24 protein-coding genes are annotated in these 18,901 nt (G+C 63.0%); 16 read left to right on the forward strand and 8 right to left on the reverse strand.

Features of this window, described 5'->3' with window-relative positions; genetic code table 11:
- Nucleotides 1–26: 26 nt before the first annotated feature.
- The 5 genes from ACMGFL_RS10810 to ACMGFL_RS10830 all read left to right on the forward strand — a co-directional run bounded on the left by ACMGFL_RS10810 (nt 27) and on the right by ACMGFL_RS10830 (nt 5,042).
- Nucleotides 27–1,598, forward strand: a complete 1,572-nt coding sequence (locus tag ACMGFL_RS10810; protein WP_436935548.1) for a TraB/GumN family protein — start codon at nt 27–29, stop codon at nt 1,596–1,598.
- A gap of 13 nt (nt 1,599–1,611) precedes the next feature.
- Complete coding sequence (locus tag ACMGFL_RS10815; protein WP_436935549.1) at nt 1,612–2,259, forward strand: zinc metalloprotease; 648 nt, start codon at nt 1,612–1,614, stop codon at nt 2,257–2,259.
- Nucleotides 2,260–2,757: 498 nt separating this feature from the next.
- Nucleotides 2,758–3,756 carry a phosphoribosylformylglycinamidine cyclo-ligase gene (gene purM / locus ACMGFL_RS10820; RefSeq protein ID WP_436935550.1) on the forward strand — a complete coding sequence of 333 codons (999 nt, stop codon included), beginning with the start codon at nt 2,758–2,760 and terminating at the stop codon, nt 3,754–3,756.
- A gap of 112 nt (nt 3,757–3,868) precedes the next feature.
- A complete protein-coding gene (locus ACMGFL_RS10825; protein WP_436935551.1) occupies nt 3,869–4,795 on the forward strand; it encodes a metallophosphoesterase in 927 nt (308 codons plus the stop codon).
- Nucleotides 4,796–4,865: 70 nt separating this feature from the next.
- Nucleotides 4,866–5,042 (forward strand): hypothetical protein, encoded by a 177-nt coding sequence (locus tag ACMGFL_RS10830; RefSeq protein WP_436935552.1) that lies wholly within the window; start codon nt 4,866–4,868, stop codon nt 5,040–5,042.
- 41 nt (nt 5,043–5,083) lie between these two features.
- Here ACMGFL_RS10830 and ACMGFL_RS10835 read toward each other — a convergent pair whose 3' ends face one another.
- Complete coding sequence (locus tag ACMGFL_RS10835) at nt 5,084–5,626, reverse strand: CBS domain-containing protein (RefSeq protein WP_436935553.1); 543 nt, start codon at nt 5,624–5,626, stop codon at nt 5,084–5,086.
- Nucleotides 5,627–5,745: 119 nt separating this feature from the next.
- Here ACMGFL_RS10835 and ACMGFL_RS10840 point away from each other — a divergent pair, with 119 nt between their 5' ends.
- A complete protein-coding gene (locus tag ACMGFL_RS10840) occupies nt 5,746–6,375 on the forward strand; it encodes an SOUL family heme-binding protein (RefSeq protein ID WP_436935554.1) in 630 nt (209 codons plus the stop codon).
- 24 nt (nt 6,376–6,399) lie between these two features.
- Here the strand turns inward: ACMGFL_RS10840 and ACMGFL_RS10845 are convergent, their stop codons facing one another.
- Complete coding sequence (locus ACMGFL_RS10845) at nt 6,400–6,765, reverse strand: DUF555 domain-containing protein (protein ID WP_436935555.1); 366 nt, start codon at nt 6,763–6,765, stop codon at nt 6,400–6,402.
- A 290-nt stretch (nt 6,766–7,055) separates the two neighbouring features.
- Between ACMGFL_RS10845 and ACMGFL_RS10850 the strand changes: the two genes are divergently transcribed.
- Nucleotides 7,056–7,226, forward strand: a complete 171-nt coding sequence (locus ACMGFL_RS10850; protein WP_436935556.1) for a hypothetical protein — start codon at nt 7,056–7,058, stop codon at nt 7,224–7,226.
- A 151-nt stretch (nt 7,227–7,377) separates the two neighbouring features.
- A complete protein-coding gene (gene psmB / locus ACMGFL_RS10855) occupies nt 7,378–8,106 on the forward strand; it encodes an archaeal proteasome endopeptidase complex subunit beta (protein WP_436935557.1) in 729 nt (242 codons plus the stop codon).
- A gap of 142 nt (nt 8,107–8,248) precedes the next feature.
- On the opposite strand, the gene ACMGFL_RS10860 is transcribed toward psmB, so the two are convergent.
- Both ACMGFL_RS10860 and ACMGFL_RS10865 read right to left on the reverse strand, forming a co-directional pair.
- Nucleotides 8,249–8,458: a hypothetical protein gene (locus tag ACMGFL_RS10860; RefSeq protein WP_436935558.1), complete on the reverse strand. Its 210-nt coding sequence runs from the start codon at nt 8,456–8,458 to the stop codon at nt 8,249–8,251.
- Nucleotides 8,448–8,687: a hypothetical protein gene (locus tag ACMGFL_RS10865; RefSeq protein WP_436935559.1), complete on the reverse strand. Its 240-nt coding sequence runs from the start codon at nt 8,685–8,687 to the stop codon at nt 8,448–8,450. Before ACMGFL_RS10865 ends, ACMGFL_RS10860 begins: the two co-directional genes overlap by 11 nt.
- A 91-nt stretch (nt 8,688–8,778) precedes the next feature.
- Between ACMGFL_RS10865 and ACMGFL_RS10870 the strand changes: the two genes are divergently transcribed.
- The 4 genes from ACMGFL_RS10870 (at nt 8,779) to ACMGFL_RS10885 (ending at nt 12,141) form a co-directional block, all read left to right on the forward strand.
- A complete protein-coding gene (locus ACMGFL_RS10870; protein WP_436935560.1) occupies nt 8,779–9,627 on the forward strand; it encodes a pantoate kinase in 849 nt (282 codons plus the stop codon).
- 25 nt (nt 9,628–9,652) lie between these two features.
- Complete coding sequence (locus tag ACMGFL_RS10875) at nt 9,653–10,405, forward strand: 4-phosphopantoate--beta-alanine ligase (protein ID WP_436935561.1); 753 nt, start codon at nt 9,653–9,655, stop codon at nt 10,403–10,405.
- Between the two features lie 49 nt (nt 10,406–10,454).
- Nucleotides 10,455–11,099, forward strand: coding sequence for a chemotaxis protein CheC (locus ACMGFL_RS10880; RefSeq protein ID WP_436935562.1), 645 nt, complete (start codon nt 10,455–10,457; stop codon nt 11,097–11,099).
- Between the two features lie 121 nt (nt 11,100–11,220).
- On the forward strand, nt 11,221–12,141 hold the full coding sequence (locus ACMGFL_RS10885; RefSeq protein ID WP_436935563.1) for a sulfide-dependent adenosine diphosphate thiazole synthase: 921 nt from the start codon (nt 11,221–11,223) through the stop codon (nt 12,139–12,141).
- Between the two features lie 224 nt (nt 12,142–12,365).
- Here ACMGFL_RS10885 and ACMGFL_RS10890 read toward each other — a convergent pair whose 3' ends face one another.
- Nucleotides 12,366–13,844, reverse strand: coding sequence for a methyl-accepting chemotaxis protein (locus ACMGFL_RS10890; protein ID WP_436935564.1), 1,479 nt, complete (start codon nt 13,842–13,844; stop codon nt 12,366–12,368).
- A 145-nt stretch (nt 13,845–13,989) separates the two neighbouring features.
- On the opposite strand from ACMGFL_RS10890, the gene ACMGFL_RS10895 reads away from it, so the two are divergent.
- The 4 genes from ACMGFL_RS10895 to ACMGFL_RS10910 all read left to right on the forward strand — a co-directional run bounded on the left by ACMGFL_RS10895 (nt 13,990) and on the right by ACMGFL_RS10910 (nt 16,628).
- Entirely contained in the window at nt 13,990–14,388 is a 399-nt protein-coding gene (locus ACMGFL_RS10895; RefSeq protein WP_436935565.1) for a pyridoxamine 5'-phosphate oxidase family protein, read from the forward strand.
- A gap of 58 nt (nt 14,389–14,446) precedes the next feature.
- Entirely contained in the window at nt 14,447–15,208 is a 762-nt protein-coding gene (locus ACMGFL_RS10900) for a DUF7001 family protein (protein WP_436935566.1), read from the forward strand.
- A 173-nt stretch (nt 15,209–15,381) separates the two neighbouring features.
- A complete protein-coding gene (locus ACMGFL_RS10905) occupies nt 15,382–15,780 on the forward strand; it encodes a hypothetical protein (RefSeq protein WP_436935567.1) in 399 nt (132 codons plus the stop codon).
- 149 nt (nt 15,781–15,929) lie between these two features.
- The gene (locus ACMGFL_RS10910; protein WP_436935568.1) at nt 15,930–16,628 is read left to right on the forward strand and encodes a hypothetical protein; all 699 of its coding nucleotides are present in this window, start codon (nt 15,930–15,932) and stop codon (nt 16,626–16,628) included.
- A 3-nt stretch (nt 16,629–16,631) separates the two neighbouring features.
- On the opposite strand, the gene ACMGFL_RS10915 is transcribed toward ACMGFL_RS10910, so the two are convergent.
- The 3 genes from ACMGFL_RS10915 to dcd are packed head-to-tail and all read right to left on the reverse strand — an operon-like array spanning nt 16,632 to nt 18,807.
- A complete protein-coding gene (locus tag ACMGFL_RS10915; RefSeq protein ID WP_436935569.1) occupies nt 16,632–17,297 on the reverse strand; it encodes a class I SAM-dependent methyltransferase in 666 nt (221 codons plus the stop codon).
- Nucleotides 17,298–17,312: 15 nt separating this feature from the next.
- Nucleotides 17,313–18,206: a thiamine-phosphate synthase family protein gene (locus tag ACMGFL_RS10920; protein ID WP_436935570.1), complete on the reverse strand. Its 894-nt coding sequence runs from the start codon at nt 18,204–18,206 to the stop codon at nt 17,313–17,315.
- Nucleotides 18,207–18,219: 13 nt separating this feature from the next.
- Entirely contained in the window at nt 18,220–18,807 is a 588-nt protein-coding gene (gene dcd, locus ACMGFL_RS10925; protein ID WP_436935571.1) for a dCTP deaminase, read from the reverse strand.
- Nucleotides 18,808–18,901 lie beyond the last annotated feature (94 nt).

An 18,901-nucleotide genomic window follows, 5' to 3' on the forward strand; every position in this document is an offset into this window, starting at 1 on the left:
TATTCCCCACCGGATAATGGTGGGTAATGAGCGACAGCGAGGCGGACGTGCTGGACGAGGGGGAGACACCAGTCCGGCCCACCTCGCGCTCCGGCGAGGGATCGATCACCATCGTCGGCACCGCCCACGTCTCCCACGAGAGCGTCGAGCGCGTCAAGGAGACCATCGCAGAGCGAAAGCCAGACGTCGTGGCCGTCGAACTCGACGAGACGCGATACAAGCGGCTCAAGGGAGATACGCCTGACGACATCGAGGGACGGGACGTCATTTCGGGCAAGACGGTGTATCAGTTCCTCGCCTACTGGATGCTCTCGTACGTGCAGGCGCGGATGGGCGACCGGTTCGACATCGAACCGGGCGCGGACATGATGGCCGCAATCGACGCGGCACAGGAACAGGGAAGCGGCGTCGCGCTGGTCGACAGGGACATCCAGCTAACCGTCCAGCGACTCTGGAGTCGGATGGGGTTTCGCGAGAAGCTCTCGATTCTCGGGGCTCTGCTAGTCGAGGTGGGCGGCCCGTGGACCGTCGGTCTCACGATCGGCTTCTCGATCGGGCTGTTCGTCTCGATCATCGCCAGCGCGCTCGCTGGCCCATTCCTGATCCCGGCCGGAATCGGCGGATCGATCGGCGTACCGCTCGTCGGCAGTCTCCTCGGGACGTTCGGCGGGATGCTCGATGGCCTGCTCGTCGCGGCTGGCGTCGCAGTGGTGATCGGCGTCCCAATCGCAGTCGCGCTCGTTGCCTCGACGCGCAACGTCGACCACGGCGAGTTCGACATTGAGACGCTGACCGACGCGGACGTCGTGACGGCGATGATAGAGGAGTTCCGCCGCTTCTCGCCCGGCGGCGCGGAGGCACTCATCGACGAGCGAGACGCCTACATCGCGCACCGACTCGTCGCGCTCCGGGACGCGGGCTACGACGTCGTCGCAGTCGTCGGCGCAGGCCACCGCGAGGGGATCCAGCGATATCTCGACGACCCCTCGACGCTCCCGCCAGCGGACTCGCTCGTCGGCGAAGTGACGCGCAGTCGATGGCGAACACTCCTGTACAAGGGGATCGGCTACACGTTCACGCTCGGGTTTTTCGCCTTCTTCGTCTTGCTCGCGATGGCTGGCGTCCGTGGACAGTTCCTCCTCTCGCTGTTCGTGGCGTGGTTTCTGATAAACGGGATCATCGCCGCAGGGCTGGCCCGGCTCGCGGGCGCACACTGGACGAGCGCGGGCGTCGGCGGGGCCGTCGCCTGGCTGACGAGCATCAACCCGCTGCTCGCGCCGGGGTGGTTCGCTGGCTACGTCGAGTTGCGCTACACGCGGGTGAACGTCTCCGACATCAGCCTCCTCAACGAGAAGCTCTCGGACCACGAGACGCCGATGCTCGATCTCGTCAGAGAGATGCGCGACGACGTGCCGCTCTTTCGGCTCATCCTCATCGTCGCGATGACGAACATCGGGAGCTTCATCGCGAGTATCCTCTTCGCGACGGTCTTTCTCCCGTGGTTCGCCACCGACATCGGCGGCGTGACCGGACTGGGCGAGGAGATGCTCACCGGCGCACAGAACAGCGCAGAACTCATCTGGGAGCTACTTACGTGATGGTGAGGCGACGATGAGCAACCGAACCGGTCGATTTCGCTCGGTCGAAGTCGGTGGGATCCGATTCGGACGGACGGAGATTCGCGACCTGGCGCTCGCGTGGCTGGCACTCGGCGTCGCCTTTACCTTCTTTCTCGGCCTGCAGGAGCCAATACAGCGAGCGAACATCCAGACGAGCGAACTCGCCCGCGTGTTCCTCCTCAGCATGCTCACAGTCGGAACGGGCTTTCTGCTCCACGAAATTGCACACAAGGTGATGGCGGTCCGATTCGACCAGATTGCGGCCTTCAGAGCGGATTATGCCATGCTCGGCGTCGCTATTGCGGCGGGGCTCGCTGGCTTTCTCTTTGCCGCGCCCGGTGCAGTCTACCACCGCGGCCAGATCACGGCCCGACAGAACGGAATTATTGCTGCTGCCGGACCGGTGACGAACCTCGCGCTCGCTGTCGTCTCGCTGCCGCTGTTTCTGGTCGGCCCCGGCATCGTGGGCGAAATCGGCCGCTGGGGCCTGCTCGTCAACTGCTTTCTCGCGGCCTTCAACATGGTCCCGTTCGGCCCGCTCGACGGCAACACGGTGATCGCGTGGAGCCGCGAAGTGTTCGCGCTCATCTTCGGCGTCTCCGCTGGCGCGTGTCTCGTTCTGTTCCTGTACGTGCTCTAGGAAGTGGTGTTTCTGGGAAATTTGTTGAGGTAGAGACCGACCACACCAAGAAAGCTTCCGCGTTCTCCGGTCGAGAGACTCGTTGTCGTTCGAAAGACGCGCCGCGTCTTTCGTGATTGAGCGAATCGAAGATTCGCGAGGTCGGCAAGAGCGTAGCTCTTGCAAGATGACGAGAGAGCGTCGCTCTCTCGAACCACGCTCCTCACCCTTCGGGTTGCGGTGCTTACGTCGTCCGTCTTCCCGGAGAACGCGGCCCCTTTCAGTCCCACCCCATAGAGTGGCCAATCAGCCGACACGGGTGGGACTGAAAGGGGCCACCAGTTCGAGGAAGGCGGCCGACGCAAGCACGCGACCGGAGGGAGCGCGCAGGGAGGCCCCCCCGACTCGAACTGGTGGGGGCTTTCTTGGTGGTCAAAACAACGGGAACAGTGTCAAAGAACACAAAATCACCGACTAGGAGCGATGGGCTTTTTTCCGCCCGAAGCGCCTGCACTGATAATGAGCGACGACTCCGAAATAGAATCCGAAGAAGACGGGTTGACCTACGCCGAGGCGGGCGTCGACATCGACGCGAGCGAGGCCGCAACGGCGGCGCTGGTCGGCGCTGTTGGCGAGTTCGAGGGCGACTACGCGGGCCTAGTCGACATCGGGGACCAGTATCTCGCCTTGGCGACAGACGGTGTCGGGACCAAGTTACTGGTCGCGGAGGCCGTCGACGACTACTCGACTATCGGCATCGACTGTCTGGCGATGAACGTCAACGACCTGGTCGCAGAGGGGATCGAACCGGTCGCGTTCGTCGACTATCTCGCCGTCGACGAACCGGACGACGAGACAGCAGAGGCCATCGGGAAGGGGCTTCGCGAGGGCGCGAGCGAGGCGGGCGTGGCGCTGGTCGGCGGCGAAACTGCCGTCCTCCCAGACATCATCGACGGACTGGACATCGCCGGGGCGTGCGCCGGGCTTGCCCCGAAGGGCGCGCTCTTTCCGGGCGAAGCCAAGCCAGGAGACGCAATCGTCGGCTGGCCCTCCAGTGGGATTCACTCGAACGGGCTGACACTCGCACGCGAGGCGGCGACGCGCGACCACGAGTACACCGACCCGTTCCCGCCCGACCCCGAGCGCACGATTGCCGAGGAACTGCTGACCCCGACGCGACTGTACACCGACCTGCTCGAACCCCTGCGGTCACACGAGACGCACGCGGCGGCACACGTCACCGGCGGTGGCTGGACGAACCTCACCAGAATGGGCGAGCGTCACTACGAGATCACCGACCCCTTCCCTGCACAGTCTGTCTTCGAATTCGTCCAGTCGGCGGGCAACGTCGACGACCACGAGATGCACCGCACCTTCAACATGGGAACCGGATTCGTCGCCGCGCTCGACCCCGACGAGGCCGAGGCCGTCGTCGAAGCGACCGAGGATGGGCAGATAATCGGTACAGTTCGGGAGGGGGAAGGGACGGTCGCAATTCGCGGGCTCGAACTGTCGTGAAATCGGTTTCGGACAGTCTGCATCCTCGTGTTTTTATCCGGTGAAGTACAGGCTCAGGGTGGAACAGGAGCGATCCGCCGCGGACGGCGGTGCCCAGAGAGTGTGATCCAGCGTGCTAGACGAAATCGACCAGCGCCCGATAGAACCGCCGGAACGAGACGCCGTCATGGCGCTCGATGGGACGCCAGCAGTCGTGAGTATCAGCGACATTCACGGGTATCTCGGCGAGGCTCGGAGCGCGCTGCTGACACTGTCTGATCATCCTGACTACGCCCCAGTTGTCCAACAGGACGCCGCGTTGCGACTCCACTGGGCTGGTGGCGACGAGTACGTGCTCGTCATCAACGGCGACCTGATCGACCGAGGGCCACACAACGAGGAGGCACTCTCGATGGTCGCGCGACTCGTCGAGGAGGCCCCGCCGGGGCACGTCCGGATGACGCTCGGGAATCACGAGATGGGGCTGTTGACGCCCGACCGATTCGGCTGGGACCGCTGGTTTTCCGGCACGGTGTCGGATGCCGACCGCCGGCAGTTTCTCCGGCAGATCCGTGACGGCCACGTCGTCGCGGCCTACGACGGATATCGGTTCACCTACGCACACGCCGGACAGTCCGACCCCTACGACACGAAGGCGGTCAACGACCGACTCGTGGCCGCTGCACGACGTCTCGACCCGGTTGTCGGCACCGGTGACGACGCGCTCGTCCAGTCCGAACTCGTCGAGCAATTCCCGCGCGTCCTCGGGGTCGGCGGACGGACAGGGCGAGGGCCGGACGCGGGGCTTGCCTGGCTCGACTTCGAGCACATGCCGACGGACGCGCCGCGACAGATCGTCGGCCATACGCGCCGCGAGTATCCGACCCGCAGCGGCACTGTCGTCTGTCAGAACGTCATCCGGAACAACCGGCAGTCAGATGGCGGCGAGGCCGTTCTCGTCGAGACGCCCGACCGGCTCGTGGCGCTGGGCCGGATCGACGACGAAGTGCAGGAACACGAGTTCTCTGTCCCCGACCAGCAGCACCCAAAGCGGGACTGACCGAGTGGGTGTCGAGCGAAACCCCACAGAGTCGGGAATGTTCATGTGTGAGCGGAACGAACCGTCAGACATGGCTTCGAAGCGCAGATACCTCGTCAGCGGGGTCGTCTCACTGCTCATCAGCGTCGGCATCACAGCCCTCACAGCGAGAAACGACACGGGACCGTACGACCTGGATGACCTGCTGCTGGCGGTCGCCCTCTCGTCGTTTCTCTCCGGGTTCTTTGCGAGTTACTTCACAGAGTAAGCGCCCCGAGACGACACGCGCGACCCGAAAAGAGACGAGCGTCAGGAGATGTGTCGAGCGATGTCTGCCTCGGTGATGATCCCGACAGTCTCGCCGTTGTCGACGACGAGCACGGCGTCGTTGTGGTCGAGGTGGGCGTCGATGGCGTCTATCGTGGCGTCCGGTTCGACGGTGCTGACGGCTTCACCCATCACCTCCGCGACCGGCAGGTCGCCAACGTTGTCCTCCGAGCGCTGGCGGATATCCGACATGCCGATAATCCCCTGGGGGATACCGTCGCGAATAACCGGGACCTGCGAGTAGCTTTTCTCGTCCATGAGTTCGGTCGTCTCGCGGACGCTCGCGTCGGGCGGGACGCTGACGACCGGCGAGTGCATCAACTGCTCGGCCCGCATCAGCCCACCCTCTGCCTCCTCCAGCGCCGTCACGATCCGCCGCAGCGTCGAGAGCCGCGGGTCCACGTCACCACCCTCGATACGCGCGATCAGCGGCTGTGAGACGTCCGCTTTCTGTGCCAGATCACTCTGAGTCAACCCGAGGTCATTACGCCGCTCGCGTAAGTCCTCCGGCGTCGGCAGTTCCATACAGCCACATAACCACAAGTAATACAAAAACCCTGCGGCACCGGCTAGTCCTCCATCAGCCACCCAGTAGATCCAGTTGTGGGCGATTTGTTAATCTGTATAGACGGTAAACTGAAACTATGAGACAACTCCTCAAGGCACTACTCGTCGGAGGTAGCGTGTTCATCGCTGGCTGGGTCGGTTGGGGCCTCTATGCAAATCGAACGGCAGAGTCAGTGCCCTACGAGCAGGTACAGCAGATAGATGGGTACGAACTTCGCCGATATCCCCAGACAGTGTTGGCAGAAACGACAGCAGCAAATCAGACGACCGCATTCCGGCGCCTCTTCAGATACATCTCGGGTGCCAACGAGGGTGACGAATCCATCTCGATGACCACTCCCGTCGAGACGCAGGAAGGAACGTCGATATCGATGACAGCACCGGTTCGTTCCGGGGAGGTCGAAAAGGAACGGGTACGAATGGCGTTTTACCTGCCAGCCGAGTACGACACAGAGACGGCGCCAGAGCCAACGGAACCCGGCGTCAGACTCGTCATCGAGCCAGCAAAGACCGTCGCAGTGGATCGGTTTTCGTGGTACGCACCGGACCGACGAGTCACGCGGCGGTCACAAAAGCTGCTCTCGAGGCTCGAACAGGAGGGAATTGAACCACTCGGGGAGTCGTATCTTCTGAGGTACAACGACCCGTGGACGCCGCCGTTTATGCGACGAAACGAAGTGGCAGTAGACGTCAGGGCCGAGAACTGACGCGAACGTGTCGCCAGCCGTAAGCTACTGGTCGTCCCCGTCGTCCCCGTCGCCGGTCTCGATGGTGTCGACGATCTTCAGCGGGACGTCACGCAGCGCGTTTCCGATATCGCTTTTGGCGACGCGCTGGGCGTGTTCAGCGCTCTCGACGTTGAACACGTCCATCTCCAGTTGCAGTCCGACGAGCGCCGTGTCCGCGGCGATGAACCCGGACTCGAACGGTTCGCCACAGGCCGGACACTCGGTGAAGCCGACGTCGACCTCGACGTAGTCCATCTCCTCCTCGTTGAGCCGCTTCCCCGCTTCGCTCACGGCGACACCGATCGCGTCGTCGACTGCCTCGACATCGTACACCAGCCAGGCTGCTTCCAGCACGACTCTGTAGTTCATACGCGGATCCACGACCGGGGCCTACTCGGGTCTTTTGATCTCTGTTTTCCCGGATCGCCCGATGCGCACGTCACCGGGATAATCGCGATAACTTATCGACAGTGAATCGAGTTCCAACGGCCAGATTACCCGTATCGGGGCGGGACGCGTGGAAGATGACTGGAAACGTATGCTGATATTGAAAACCGCAAGACAGCGGGCATTTGAAGACGTAGTGTATAATCATAGATCAGCATAATACTGCCGGAAAGTATATATACACCCATTCCAAGAGAGTGGACTGAACGACGATGGAACGGCTTCAACGCGTCACGCTGTTCGCACTGTACCAGCTAACACTGCTTGCCGGTATCGCGCTGTTGCCGCTGGCGCTGGTGACCCGGCGGGTCGGAATCGAATTGCCGCTCAACCGCGCGGTGACCCGGACGAAAGACGCTTATGAGCAGGTACAGCCAAACTGATCGGTTCGATCACACGCCAAAGCGAGATGCGGCCGCACGCTGAACGAAATTCGAGCGCACCGGTGCAGGTGCGCCCGTTCGGGAGCGCTCACTCCTGGCGGTGTCGCCGGAACGGGTACTTTCTTACGTGGGGAACTGATACGGGAAGGTAATGCAAGACCCAACCATCGATTCGGACTTCTCGCAGAATCAGCAGCGTCTGGCCGGACGGTTCGCGAACGACCCGCACGAGCCAGAACTCGGCTCGCTCCCGAACGGTGACCGTGACGAAGAGACGGTCAACAAGACGGGAACGACTACGATCGGAATCGCGACAGAGGAAGGCGTCATCGTCGCGACGGACAAGCGCGCCAGCCTCGGCGGTCGCTTCGTCTCGAACAAGAACGTCCAGAAAGTCGAGCAGATCCATCCGACTGCCGCGCTCACGCTCGTCGGTTCAGTCGGCGGCGCACAGTCGTTTATCCGGACGCTCCGTGCGGAAGTGAACCTCTACGAGGCGCGTCGCGGCCAGGACATGAGCATGACTGCGCTCTCGACGCTCGCGGGCAACTTCGCCCGCGGCGGCCCCTTCCTCGCCATCAACCCAATTCTCGGCGGCATCGACGAGGACGGCAGCCACGTCTACAGCATCGACCCCGCTGGCGGCGTGATGGAAGACGACTACACCATCACCGGGTCCGGGCTGACGGTCGCATACGGGACCCTCGAAGACCGCTACGAGGCCGACATGTCGCTCGACGAAGCCAAGAAGGCCGCAGGCGCGGGCATCAAGGCCGCCGCCGAGCGCGACACTGGGTCGGGCAACGGCATCTACGTCGCAGAAGTGACCGAGGAGGGCGTCGACATCTCCGATTACGACCTGGACGAACTCGACGTGTGAGGTCGGACGGCCGAACCCACTGAGCGTGTGACTGCTGTGCAGTTCTTTGCTGTCTCGGCCCCGTCAGACTGACCGCTCCTGATTGCCGATCGATGGCTGCTGACCGCTTCGGCCTGCGACCGGTGACTACTGCTGGCTCTGACTACTCCGCGTCGTAGGCACCCGCAGCAGCGATCAGAAATCCGATGATCGCCGTCAGCAGCGCGACGCTTCCGATGGCGAACACGGAGATCTGAAACAGGTCATCTTCGAGCGTTTGAGCGGACGTCATAACCGAGATGGCCGTGACGAAGGCGATCAGTGCGAGCAGCCGTCCGAACCGTCCGGTGTCGAACTCGTCGTTAGCTGTCATTCGATCTCACCACGCTGATAATGCCTCTGTAGTCCGGGTTTCCGAGTGCGTGGATCGACTGACACACCCACAGTCCGGCGGTGAAGTTCAGGAGTGCCACGAACGAGATCCGTCCCGTCTCGCCGTCGAGAAACAGTGCCGCTGCGATTGCCCCGACGAGCGAAAGCGCCATGAGCGCGTGTGTCACGAGGGATCTGGCTCCGAAATCTTGCAGTTGGTCAACTACCATGGGAACTATACACAATATTGGGTTGTTGATACTTGAAACTGTGTGTCGACAGTCGGAAACTGTTTTCACCGAGTACCGACGAACGAACAGTATGACAGATGTCGCGCAGGCGTTCGTTCCCGGGCACGTGACCGGGTTTTTTACGATCTGCCCGGACGATGACCCGACCAAAGCAGGGTCGCGAGGGGGCGGGATCGCACTCTCTGATGGCGTGTCGGTCACGGTTCGTCCGGCTGCGGATCCGGGGGTAGTTCTCAACGGGGACGAAATCGAGATGGACGCACCGATGCGAGTGCTCCGGGCGCTCGACGCGGGAGCCGAGGTTCGGGGGGCAACAGATCTCCCACTCGGCGCTGGCTTTGGCGTCTCGGGTGCGATGGCGCTCGGAACGGCGCTCGCAACGAACGCGCTGTTCGAGCGCACACTCTCGGAGAACGAACTGCTCACGATCGCACACGGTGCGGAGGTACAGGCCGGAACCGGACTCGGGGACGTGGTCGCGCAGGCCCGCGGCGGAGTTCCGATCCGCCTCGAACCCGGCGGCCCACAGGACAACCACATGGACGGGATCCCCGCACGAAGCCGAGTCGAGTACCGGACGTTCGGGGAACTCCCGACTGCAGAAGTGCTCGACGGGGAAACAGAGATGATAAACCAGGCAGGAAAACAGGCACTCTCGACGGTGGTCGGTGAGCCGACGTTGCCGTCGCTGATGCGGGCCTCTCGTGAGTTCTCGCGGGAATCGGCGCTGTTGACCGACCGCGTTCAGGAGGCCATCACGGACGTATCGGAAGCAGGTGGGTCAGCGGCGATGGCGATGCTCGGTGAGACGGTGTTCGCGCTCGGAACCGGACTGTCGGACGCTGGATACGACCCCGAAGTGTGTTCGATTCACACCGAGGGCGCAAGGCTCGAAACTGACTCGAAGGCATACGAATGACCGCACCAAGACAGGGAGTTCAGCGATGACCGACGCAGAGATTCCAGAGACGCATCCGCGACACGATTCGCTCGTGACCCGCCACCGGATCGAGGCGGGCGTCGAGAGCGGGATCACGAGCAAGCAGGGGTTGATCGCACAGGGCCGCGGGGAGGCCTTCGACTACCTGCTCGGCGAGCGAACTATCGAGAGCGCCGACGCCGCCGCCCGCGCCGCCGCGGCGCATTTGCTGCGGGCTGAGGACCCAGTCATCTCGGTCAACGGCAACGTCGCGGCGCTCGTGCCCGACGAGGTTGTCGAACTCGCGGAGGTGGTCGGAGCGGCCATCGAGGTGAATCTCTTCAATCGGACGCCAGAACGCATGCAGGCCATCGCTGACCACCTCCGCGAGCACGGGGCAGACGAGGTGCTCGGCCTCGCCGCGGACGCACAGATTCCTGGTCTCGACCACGAGCGAGCGAAAGTCGACGCTGACGGCATCCATTCCGCTGATGTCGTGGTCGTCCCGCTGGAAGACGGTGACCGCGCGGCCGCACTCGCGGAGATGGGGAAGATCGAAATCGTCATCGATCTGAATCCGCTCTCGCGGTCGGCACAGGTCGCGGCGGTTCCCATCGTTGACAACATCATCCGGGCGATTCCGAACATCATTTCCAACGCCCGCGACCTGCAGGGAGCATCCCCTGAGGAACTAGCGGCGATCATCGACGCGTTCGACGCCGACGAGGCGCTGTCGGCTGCCGAACGCGCGATTCGGGAAGGGGAACTAACTGACTGAGCGTCGCTTCGACCCGAGTCTTTACACCAGTTCACGCCAATCACCGCATATGAGTCTCGAGGTCGACGTCAGGAAACTCGAACTTTTCAACAAGGTCTCGAAGGAGGGGTCCCGGAAAGTCGCAGACAGTCTGAGTCAGATGACGGGGATGGACGCGGCGATTCACGTCTCGAAGATCAATCTGCTCCATATCGATGACGTGAAAACCCACCTCGGTGACGAGAAACAGGTCGGCATCCACGTCGAACTGACCGAGTCGCCCTACGGCTACGTCCTCTTTCTGCTCGATCCCGCAGACAGCAAGCGCCTCGCGCAGTCGATGGTCCCCGGCGAAGGGTCCTCGGAGGGTGGATTCTCCGACATGGAGCGGTCTGCAATCCAGGAGATCGGCAACATCATGACCTCCGGGTACATCGACGGGTGGGCGAACGTGCTGGAGACGACCATCGACATGGGGACGCCAACCTTCACCTACGGGCCGAGTCACCAGATCATCGAACACATGGGCGGGTGGCCCGACGAGGATATCGTGTTCGTGCTGGACTCGCAAATTACGACCGGCGACACCGACGTCGACCTGACCGTCTACACCTTCCCGCAGATTCGCGATCTGGTCGAACTCGTCAGAGCGATCGACATCGACACCGACATCGAATCGGACACCGTCGCCGATTCGTCGCTCACGCAGAACTGACGACTCCGTCTCGGTTTTCGTAACAGTCCCAAGAGTCTCCAGAAGCAGCGAACAGCAGTGGCAACCCTCCTCTGGTTCAAACGGAACGCCTATCAACAAGGCGGTGGTACTACTGACTACTATGGCAGAGTTCAACCAGTTCAGCGACGTTGGTGAGGCAGAAGTGACACGCGCGATCGGGCAGGAGTGGACCGAGGAGTTCATGGACTTCTCGGACTCCGACGTGATCATCGTCGGCGGTGGTCCCTCGGGCCTGATGGCCGCCAAGGAACTGTCCGAGCGCGGCGTCCAGACGATGGTCGTCGAGAAGAACAACTACCTCGGCGGGGGCTTCTGGCTCGGTGGCTTCCTGATGAACAAGGTCACGGTTCGTGACCCCGCACAGCACGTTCTCGACGACCTCGACGTCGACTTCAAGCAGTCCCAGGACAGCGAGGGACTCTACGTCGCCAACGGTCCCGAGGCCTGTTCCGGTCTCATCAAGGCCGCCTGTGACGCCGGTGCGAAGATGCAGAACATGACGGAGTTTACCGACATCGTGATCCGCGAGGACCACCGCGTCGGCGGCATCGTCATGAACTGGACGCCAGTGCACGCGCTCCCCCGCGAAATCACCTGCGTCGACCCCATCGCCGTCGAAGCTGATCTCGTCATCGACGCCACCGGCCACGACGCGATGGCCGTCAAGAAACTCGACGAGCGCGGCGTCCTCAACGCGCCGGGCCTCGAAGACGAAGCCAGCGGGATGGACCAGACCGACGACGACACCTACGGCGCACCCGGCCACGACTCGCCCGGTCACGACTCGATGTGGGTCGGCGAGAGCGAGGACGCCGTCGTCGAACACACCGGTCTCGCCCACGACGGTCTCATCGTCACCGGCATGGCGACTGCGACCACCTACGGCCTCCCGCGAATGGGGCCGACCTTCGGTGCGATGCTCGTCTCCGGCAAGCGCGCCGCGCAGGCCGCTATCGACGAACTCGGCGTCGACGCCGAGGACGTGGACATGACGAGTCGCGCGAGTCCTGCTGACGACTAAGAGACCACTTTTTACTTCGTCGGGCTTCCTCGCGCGCTCGGAGAGCGCGCTGCGGGAACCGCTCTCTGCTCACGGGCCGTAGGCCCGTTCGCATGGTTCGAGGGAACTTCGTTCCCTCGCAACTTGTGAAAACTTGGGGAAAAACGGGCTCGGCGCTCACTGCGTTCGCGCCGAGTGAACCGCGCCGTCGGCGCGGATGGATCACAGGAGGGTTCCGGTCGGGATCAGGGAGACGGCGTGTCGTCCGAGTCGTCAGTCAGTTCCCCGACAGAGTCGGCGAGGTCTTCGACCAGCGACGACTGCTCCTCGGCGGTGGCCGTGATGTCGTCGACGGCGTCGGAGACGGTGTCGGCTTTCGTGGCGGCATCGTCGACCATCGAGGCGATTTCCTCGGCACTTGCCGCCTGGTCGTCGGTCGCATCCGAGACCTGTTCGATGTCGTGAGTCGTCTCCTCGATAGCTTCGACGATCTGGTCGAACTGCTCCATCGCGACCTCGACTTGCTCGATGCCGTCAGTGATCTGTTCGGTGGTCGTTTCGAGATTCGAGACGGTGTCGTCGGCCTCCGACTGGATCTCCGTGACCATCTGTTCGATACGGCTTGCGTTTTCCTGTGACTCCTCGGCGAGCGACTTGACCTCGTCGGCGACGACCGCGAAGCCCTCACCGGCCTCACCAGCGCGGGCCGCCTCGATGGAGGCGTTCAGCGCCAGCATGTTCGTCTCCTCCGCGATGTCGTTGATCACGTCGACGATTTCGTCGATATCTTCGAGGCGTGACTGCAGGGCGTCCACGTCGTCGGCCACGACGTCGGCCGACTCGGCGACGTCGGCCATCACGTCGAGCGCGTCGTCGACCGTCTCGGCACCGTCGTTGGCGAGCGTCCGTGCGTTCTCGCTCGTCGACTCGACGGTGTCTGTCGTCGAGGCGATTTCCTCGACGGTCGCCGAGAGATTCGCCACCTCCGAGGAGATGGTAGACATACTCTCTGACTGCTGGTTGGTGACCGTGTTGATATCTGTCGACCGGTCGGTGATGTCCTCGACTGCGCGTTCGAGGTCCCGCACGTCGGCTTCTACTTCGGCGACGTGACTCTGGATCGTAGCACCCATCTCGTTGACCCGGTCGACGATAGCGAGGTAGTCGTCTTCGAGCAGACTGTCCTGTGTGTCGAAGGAGACGCGGGCGTCGAACGCACCGCGGGAGTACGCGAGCATCGCCGACGCGAGGTTCGCGAACAACTCCTCCAGTTCGCGTTCGTAGCGTGCCGAACTGGTGATGTCCTGAACGATTTCGAGGACGCCGACGAAGTCCTCGCCATCGTAGACCGGCGTCGCGACGAACCAGATGTCTGTGCCGTCGAGGACGCTCCGGTCTTCGTAGACGTACTCGCCGTTCAACAACGCGTAGTCGTCATCTGCGAGGCTGACGCCGTCGTACACCTGTGCCGTCGATTCCGGGTGTTCGGCGACTTTCTCGGCGAGCGTGAGTCGACCGTCGTCGTAAAAATATGCGCCGAGGCGTTCGAGACCACGTATCTCCTCGGGGCTCCCGCCGAGCAGTTCGGACATCTGCTCGTCCCAGGCGACGACCGTACCGGTCGAATCGAGCGCGAACGCCGGGAGGTCGAGCGTGTCCAACAGTAGCTGGAGGGTGTACCCGTGGGCAGTCTCGTCTGATTCGGATGGGGACGCTAAACTCATGATATCGAACCACTTCGGCGGGTTGGTATTTAAACGACGGACTACGTTCTATCGCTCTGAAAACGAGGGGACTGTGTGCCGACGAGTGACAGAAGGGACATCACAAGAGGAGTACGCTTACCTATCGACCGGGTGTAACGCCAGCGTGGTCGAGATACCAGTAGAGTTTCACGACTTATTCGAGCAGCCAACGATTGCACACGTCGTCACGCTCTTTCCGGACGGACGGCCCCATTCGACGCCCGTGTGGGTCGACTACGACGCCGCAGACGAGCGGATTCTCGTCAACACCGAACGAGACAGACAGAAAGAGCGCAACGTCAGACGTGACCCGCGCGTCGCGGTGAGCATGACCTATCCCGAGAACCCCTATCAGTTTCTGTCGGTCACTGGTGAAGTCACGGAGATAACCACAGAGGGTGCGCGCGAACACATCGACGAACTGGCACGGCGGTACACGGACGCCGAGGAGTATCAGAACCCAATCGAAACGGAGCGCGTTATTCTCCGCATTCGAGCCGACGAACTGTTCACCGGCCCCTGAGTGGTCGTCCAATCCACCAGATCGCAATTGTTTCAGGCCGGAGTAGCAAAGGAGAGATATGGTCGAGGAAGTCACGCTGTATCGCGCGACGACGACCGTCGCGGACACGGACGCAATCGCAGACTGGCTGAGAGAACACCTCGACGCGTCCGTGACAGTCTCCGAGCGGTTCTGTGCCCAGTACGCCGACGACGAGTTGGCAGCGGATCTGGCGGAGGCACGCGTTCTCGACCCCTACGAGCGCGAGACGGGGAACACGATGGTCGGCATCGTCCGCTACGAAGAGCGCGCGCTCGAACATCCCGAGCGAGCGGGTGGGGTCATCTACGACGGCCTGCAAGTACAAGAGGCGCTCGGACGGCGCATTCCCGAGAGCGAGCAGTCCCTCGATCACCTGCACGTTCCGCTTCTCGACCGGGTGATCGGGACGTGGGGCGACCACGACGGGCGCTGGCACAAGCGCGTCAACGTCCTCGGTCAGCCAGCACTCGTTTCGGTTCCGGGGCTGTACGAAGCGCCCGCAAAGCCCGAGCAGTACTACAAGGAACAGCAGAAACACGCGCTGCTCAGCGGCGGCCCCCCACCGCGTGAAGTGCTCGAAGAGCAGGTCGAGGGCGACTTCCTGATCGAAGACGACCCGCGCACGACCGACGCGCTGAAAGGCTACGTCCTGCAGGCGGTTCACTACCTCGAAACGGGGGAGAGCTTCTGCGAGACGGAGGGCTGTCGACTCGCGAACCCGCACAGACAGCCCGGCGTGATCGAGGCACAGCTCACCGACCCGGCATTCTGCCCCGAACATGCCGAGCGATACCGGTAGCGATGTCGACAGCATCGAGGCGAAGCGCTCGACTGATCTCGGGATTCATGCAAAAGAGCAGCGAGATTGTCGCTACAGCTACTGTGAGGGGCAGATCCGACGGCGGACGGTTTATTTTTGGAATTCTCATGAGGCGATTATATATTTAAGTGTTACCACGTAGTAGTTCGAGCATGGTCTCCGTGAGGTTCGACAACGGAAAACGCGTCATCGAGCGATGGGATCGGGTGTTCGAGGCGGTTTCAGCCGAGCCGCGCCGACAGCTGATCGTCTCTCTTTTGGACGCCGAGGCAGGCGATTCAGTACCGCTCCCAGAGGGGGCGATAAATCCGAACGTACCGGTAGACGCCGAGGAGTTTCAGGCGCAACTGTACCACACACACTTGCCGAAACTCGCTGAAGGGGGCTTCATCGAGTGGGAGCGTGATCCGTTGCGAGCGTTCCGTGGACCGCGATTCGACGAAGTCGCAGTCGTTTTCGAAACCTTGCAACAGTCGGCAAGCGAACTCCCAGATTCGTTAGTAATTGGGTGCCAGCGACTCGAAGAAGAACGACAGAAGACCGAACAGTAGGATGTTGGGGACCCTGTCAGCGTAGGGGTCCGGCTGGCCGAGAACGACTGATCCCACAGAGTGTCCAAACCCAAACCGATTTTACAGCCACCTCGATAACACCGGATATGGCCACAAGTTTCTCCACATCGACACTTTTCGGCGCAATAATGCTCATTCTGGGGGGCGTTGCGCTTGCTGTGAGCGCACGGTACATCTGGCGAGCGACGGCCGTGTACCGCGCCACGCAGATCAGCGACGGAGCGACGGCCGGGTCGCTCGGCCGAGCGACCGGCACGGTCGAACACGCTGACGAGAGGATCGTCGCCCCGTTCAGCGCAGCCGAGTGTGTCGCGCTCCGGTCAGAGATCGAAGAACGACGACTCAGCGTGCTGTATCTGCTCCCGTGGTACGTCACCCTGTACGAGGCGACCAGCGCTGTCCCGTTCACGCTCGAAACCGCAGCCGGAACGGTCTCTGTCGTCGAGCCAGCACACACTGTGACGCTCACGAGAGACACAGTCGAGACGTGCGGCCCGAACGAGACCCCACCCGAGCGGATCCAGCGGTTCGAGAGCGACCACGACGACGTCTCGGACACGACGCTGTGGCGCGACCCGCCCTCGGTTCTCGCGCCCCTGTTCGGACTGCTCTCGCTCGGAACGCGGCGATACCGCGAACAGCGGGCCGACGTCGGAACCGACGTGACGGTCGTCGGTCGCGTCACCGCCGACGGCATCGACCCGCTCGTCGTGTCTGACCGCACACCCGGTCAGACTATGCCTCGGATGGCGAAAATCGCTGTTGCCGGTCTCCTGATCGGTCTCGTCGGTTGCCTCCTCGGGGTCGTTCTGATCCTCAAGCTGTAGGCGTTATTCCGGAACCCGCCCGCTCGCGAGCGTGACGTAGCCGCCAGCGAGCGTCTCGGTGCGCTGGTCGACTGTCCCCTCGAACAGGGCCTCCCTCGCCGCGGTGCATCGCCGCTCCAGTTGCCGAGTCGGGGACCGCAGACGCCATCGGTCGCCGGGAGCGCCGACGCGGACGAACCCCCGAAAGAGAGCGTTGAGCGGCGCTGCCACCAGTTGTTCGCTCCGGTTGAGATTCAGGAGTGCGATCCGGCCGCCCGGTTTCACACACTGCAGCCACGACCGAACGACTGCAGCGGGATCGGCGAACATCCCGACGACGAACGTCGAGACGAGCGCGTCGGCCCCGCGGACCGGTGGTCGGGTCGCGTCGCCGCGAACAAGATGGACGTTCGCCCAGCCGCGTCGGCCGGACCGTCGCCCTGCCCGGGCGAGCATTTCAGGAACGAGGTCGACACAGAGTATGCGCCCGTCTGCGCCGACTCGCTCGCGCAGCGCCGGAGCGTTCGCGCCGGTGCCACAGCCCATGTCGACGACTGTGTCGCCAACGGTCACGTCGAGTGTCTCGGCCGCTCGTTCGCGCCAGCCCCGGACGACGGGTGCGACAGCGAGGCGGTCGTACAGACGCGCCCACCGCGCGTAAAACGAGTCAGTGAGAGTCTGCTCGGACATGGTGTGGAACGCGATTCAGACGTGTTCTCTGACGATTTCGGCCACAGTCGGTGCGTCGGGGCCCAGCACGTAGATGATCGGCTCGATTCCGAATCCGCCGGACTGATACAGCACGTCCGCGTCCTGCTGGTCAGCGAGCGCCGCTGCGATCGCCTCGTCGAGGTCGGCGTCGGCGTCGAATTCGGCGAGGACGTAGTCGTCTCTGAGCGAATCGAGCGTTGCCTCGTCGTATCGCAGGTTGACCACCGCCCGCGCGTCGCTGCCGTGACGGCGTGCTGCGAGCAGCACGCTCGCGACATGCTGACTGACGCCAAACTCCGGTTCGCCGGGGATTGTCACCTGCCCGCGGATGGCCAGTATCCGACCGGGAACTGCGACGACGTCCTCGACTGTCTCGGCATCCGAGAGACATTCGACGAGATTCGACCCGACTGCGGGAATCTCGCCCGCGAACCCGTCGGTGTTCCGGAGGATTCGCAATCCGCGACGAACCGAGGACCGGACGCGCCCGGCCTCGCGGAGGCGGCTGTCGGGGTCGTGAACCGCGAGTTCGCCGTCGTACTCGGCCAGGTCCGGGACAGCCTCGGCGTGTAACTCCGCCAGCGCCCCGCCGCGTTCGAGTTCGCGGATACAGACTTCGATTTCGATCAGTGCTTCGGTCGGCGACATCTCGCCGGTCGTGAGCCCCTCCGAAAGCCGGTCGACCAGGTCCTGCACCCGTTCGTCGGCGAGCAGGCGTTCGTTGCGGTCGACGTCACCGGTCGCGTACTTCGAGACGGCGCTCTGACTGATTCCCAGTAACTCGGCCACGTCACTCTGGGTCAATCCACGTGCTCTGAGCGACTCAGCGAGCAGCGACCGGACGGTCGGGAGAAACTCCTCGACGACGATTTCTTCGATGAACTTCATCGGCCTCGGACCCTCATTGGTCACCCCCAAACTCCCGGTCGCCGCCGATCTTCGAGGTCTGGGGGCCGTCCTGGTCCTGATACTTCGAGCCCCGTTCGGCCCCGTAGGGCCGGTCGGCGGGCGAGGTGAGTTCAGTGAAGGTGAGCTGTGAGATGCGCATCTCCGGCGAGAGCGCGACGGGCGCCGCGCCGAGGTTCGAGAGTTCGAGCGTGATCTTCCCCGCAAATCCGGGGTCGCACAGTCCGGCTGTCGCGTGCACCACAATCGCTAAACGGCCGAGCGACGAGCGGCCCTCGACGTGGGCGATGAGATCCGGAGGGATCTCGACACGCTCTTTGGTGGTTCCGAGGACGAAATCGCCGGGGTGGAGGATGAAGTCGTCGCCCTCCTCGACGACTGTTTCGCTGACGTACTCGTCGACCTCGTTTTCGCTGTCGGGGTGGATACAGGGGATGTTCGTCCGCTGAAATTCGAGAAACTCCCGACCGAGGCGGAGGTCGACGCTCGCGGGCTGGATCTGCAACTCGGGGTCATCGAGTGGCTCGATGACCAGTTCGCCCTCGTCGAGTCGGCGGGCGATGTCCGCGTCCGAAAGGATCATACACAGAGCACGGGCCACCGAGGGCTAAAAACTCCCGGTTAGTCTGTCCGACCGACACCGGGCAACTCGATGAGAGTCAGTCGGGGGTATGCAG

Origin of the sequence: Halovenus marina (assembly GCF_051414115.1) — an archaeon.
Lineage (GTDB): Archaea > Halobacteriota > Halobacteria > Halobacteriales > Haloarculaceae > Halovenus > Halovenus marina.

What these genes read in the sequence shown, in the direction of transcription:
- ACMGFL_RS10810 (WP_436935548.1), top strand. Translation starts at nt 27, where the DNA reads ATGAGCGACAGCGAGGCGGACGTGCTGGACGAGGGGGAGACACCAGTC.
- ACMGFL_RS10815 (WP_436935549.1), top strand. Translation starts at nt 1,612, where the DNA reads ATGAGCAACCGAACCGGTCGATTTCGCTCGGTCGAAGTCGGTGGGATC.
- purM (WP_436935550.1), top strand. Translation starts at nt 2,758, where the DNA reads ATGAGCGACGACTCCGAAATAGAATCCGAAGAAGACGGGTTGACCTAC.
- ACMGFL_RS10830 (WP_436935552.1), top strand. Translation starts at nt 4,866, where the DNA reads ATGGCTTCGAAGCGCAGATACCTCGTCAGCGGGGTCGTCTCACTGCTC.
- ACMGFL_RS10835 (WP_436935553.1), bottom strand. Translation starts at nt 5,626, where the DNA reads ATGGAACTGCCGACGCCGGAGGACTTACGCGAGCGGCGTAATGACCTC.
- ACMGFL_RS10840 (WP_436935554.1), top strand. Translation starts at nt 5,746, where the DNA reads ATGAGACAACTCCTCAAGGCACTACTCGTCGGAGGTAGCGTGTTCATC.
- ACMGFL_RS10845 (WP_436935555.1), bottom strand. Translation starts at nt 6,765, where the DNA reads ATGAACTACAGAGTCGTGCTGGAAGCAGCCTGGCTGGTGTACGATGTC.
- ACMGFL_RS10850 (WP_436935556.1), top strand. Translation starts at nt 7,056, where the DNA reads ATGGAACGGCTTCAACGCGTCACGCTGTTCGCACTGTACCAGCTAACA.
- psmB (WP_436935557.1), top strand. Translation starts at nt 7,378, where the DNA reads ATGCAAGACCCAACCATCGATTCGGACTTCTCGCAGAATCAGCAGCGT.
- ACMGFL_RS10860 (WP_436935558.1), bottom strand. Translation starts at nt 8,458, where the DNA reads ATGACAGCTAACGACGAGTTCGACACCGGACGGTTCGGACGGCTGCTC.
- ACMGFL_RS10865 (WP_436935559.1), bottom strand. Translation starts at nt 8,687, where the DNA reads ATGGTAGTTGACCAACTGCAAGATTTCGGAGCCAGATCCCTCGTGACA.
- ACMGFL_RS10870 (WP_436935560.1), top strand. Translation starts at nt 8,779, where the DNA reads ATGACAGATGTCGCGCAGGCGTTCGTTCCCGGGCACGTGACCGGGTTT.
- ACMGFL_RS10875 (WP_436935561.1), top strand. Translation starts at nt 9,653, where the DNA reads ATGACCGACGCAGAGATTCCAGAGACGCATCCGCGACACGATTCGCTC.
- ACMGFL_RS10880 (WP_436935562.1), top strand. Translation starts at nt 10,455, where the DNA reads ATGAGTCTCGAGGTCGACGTCAGGAAACTCGAACTTTTCAACAAGGTC.
- ACMGFL_RS10885 (WP_436935563.1), top strand. Translation starts at nt 11,221, where the DNA reads ATGGCAGAGTTCAACCAGTTCAGCGACGTTGGTGAGGCAGAAGTGACA.
- ACMGFL_RS10890 (WP_436935564.1), bottom strand. Translation starts at nt 13,844, where the DNA reads ATGAGTTTAGCGTCCCCATCCGAATCAGACGAGACTGCCCACGGGTAC.
- ACMGFL_RS10900 (WP_436935566.1), top strand. Translation starts at nt 14,447, where the DNA reads ATGGTCGAGGAAGTCACGCTGTATCGCGCGACGACGACCGTCGCGGAC.
- ACMGFL_RS10905 (WP_436935567.1), top strand. Translation starts at nt 15,382, where the DNA reads ATGGTCTCCGTGAGGTTCGACAACGGAAAACGCGTCATCGAGCGATGG.
- ACMGFL_RS10910 (WP_436935568.1), top strand. Translation starts at nt 15,930, where the DNA reads ATGCTCATTCTGGGGGGCGTTGCGCTTGCTGTGAGCGCACGGTACATC.
- ACMGFL_RS10915 (WP_436935569.1), bottom strand. Translation starts at nt 17,297, where the DNA reads ATGTCCGAGCAGACTCTCACTGACTCGTTTTACGCGCGGTGGGCGCGT.
- ACMGFL_RS10920 (WP_436935570.1), bottom strand. Translation starts at nt 18,206, where the DNA reads ATGAAGTTCATCGAAGAAATCGTCGTCGAGGAGTTTCTCCCGACCGTC.
- dcd (WP_436935571.1), bottom strand. Translation starts at nt 18,807, where the DNA reads ATGATCCTTTCGGACGCGGACATCGCCCGCCGACTCGACGAGGGCGAA.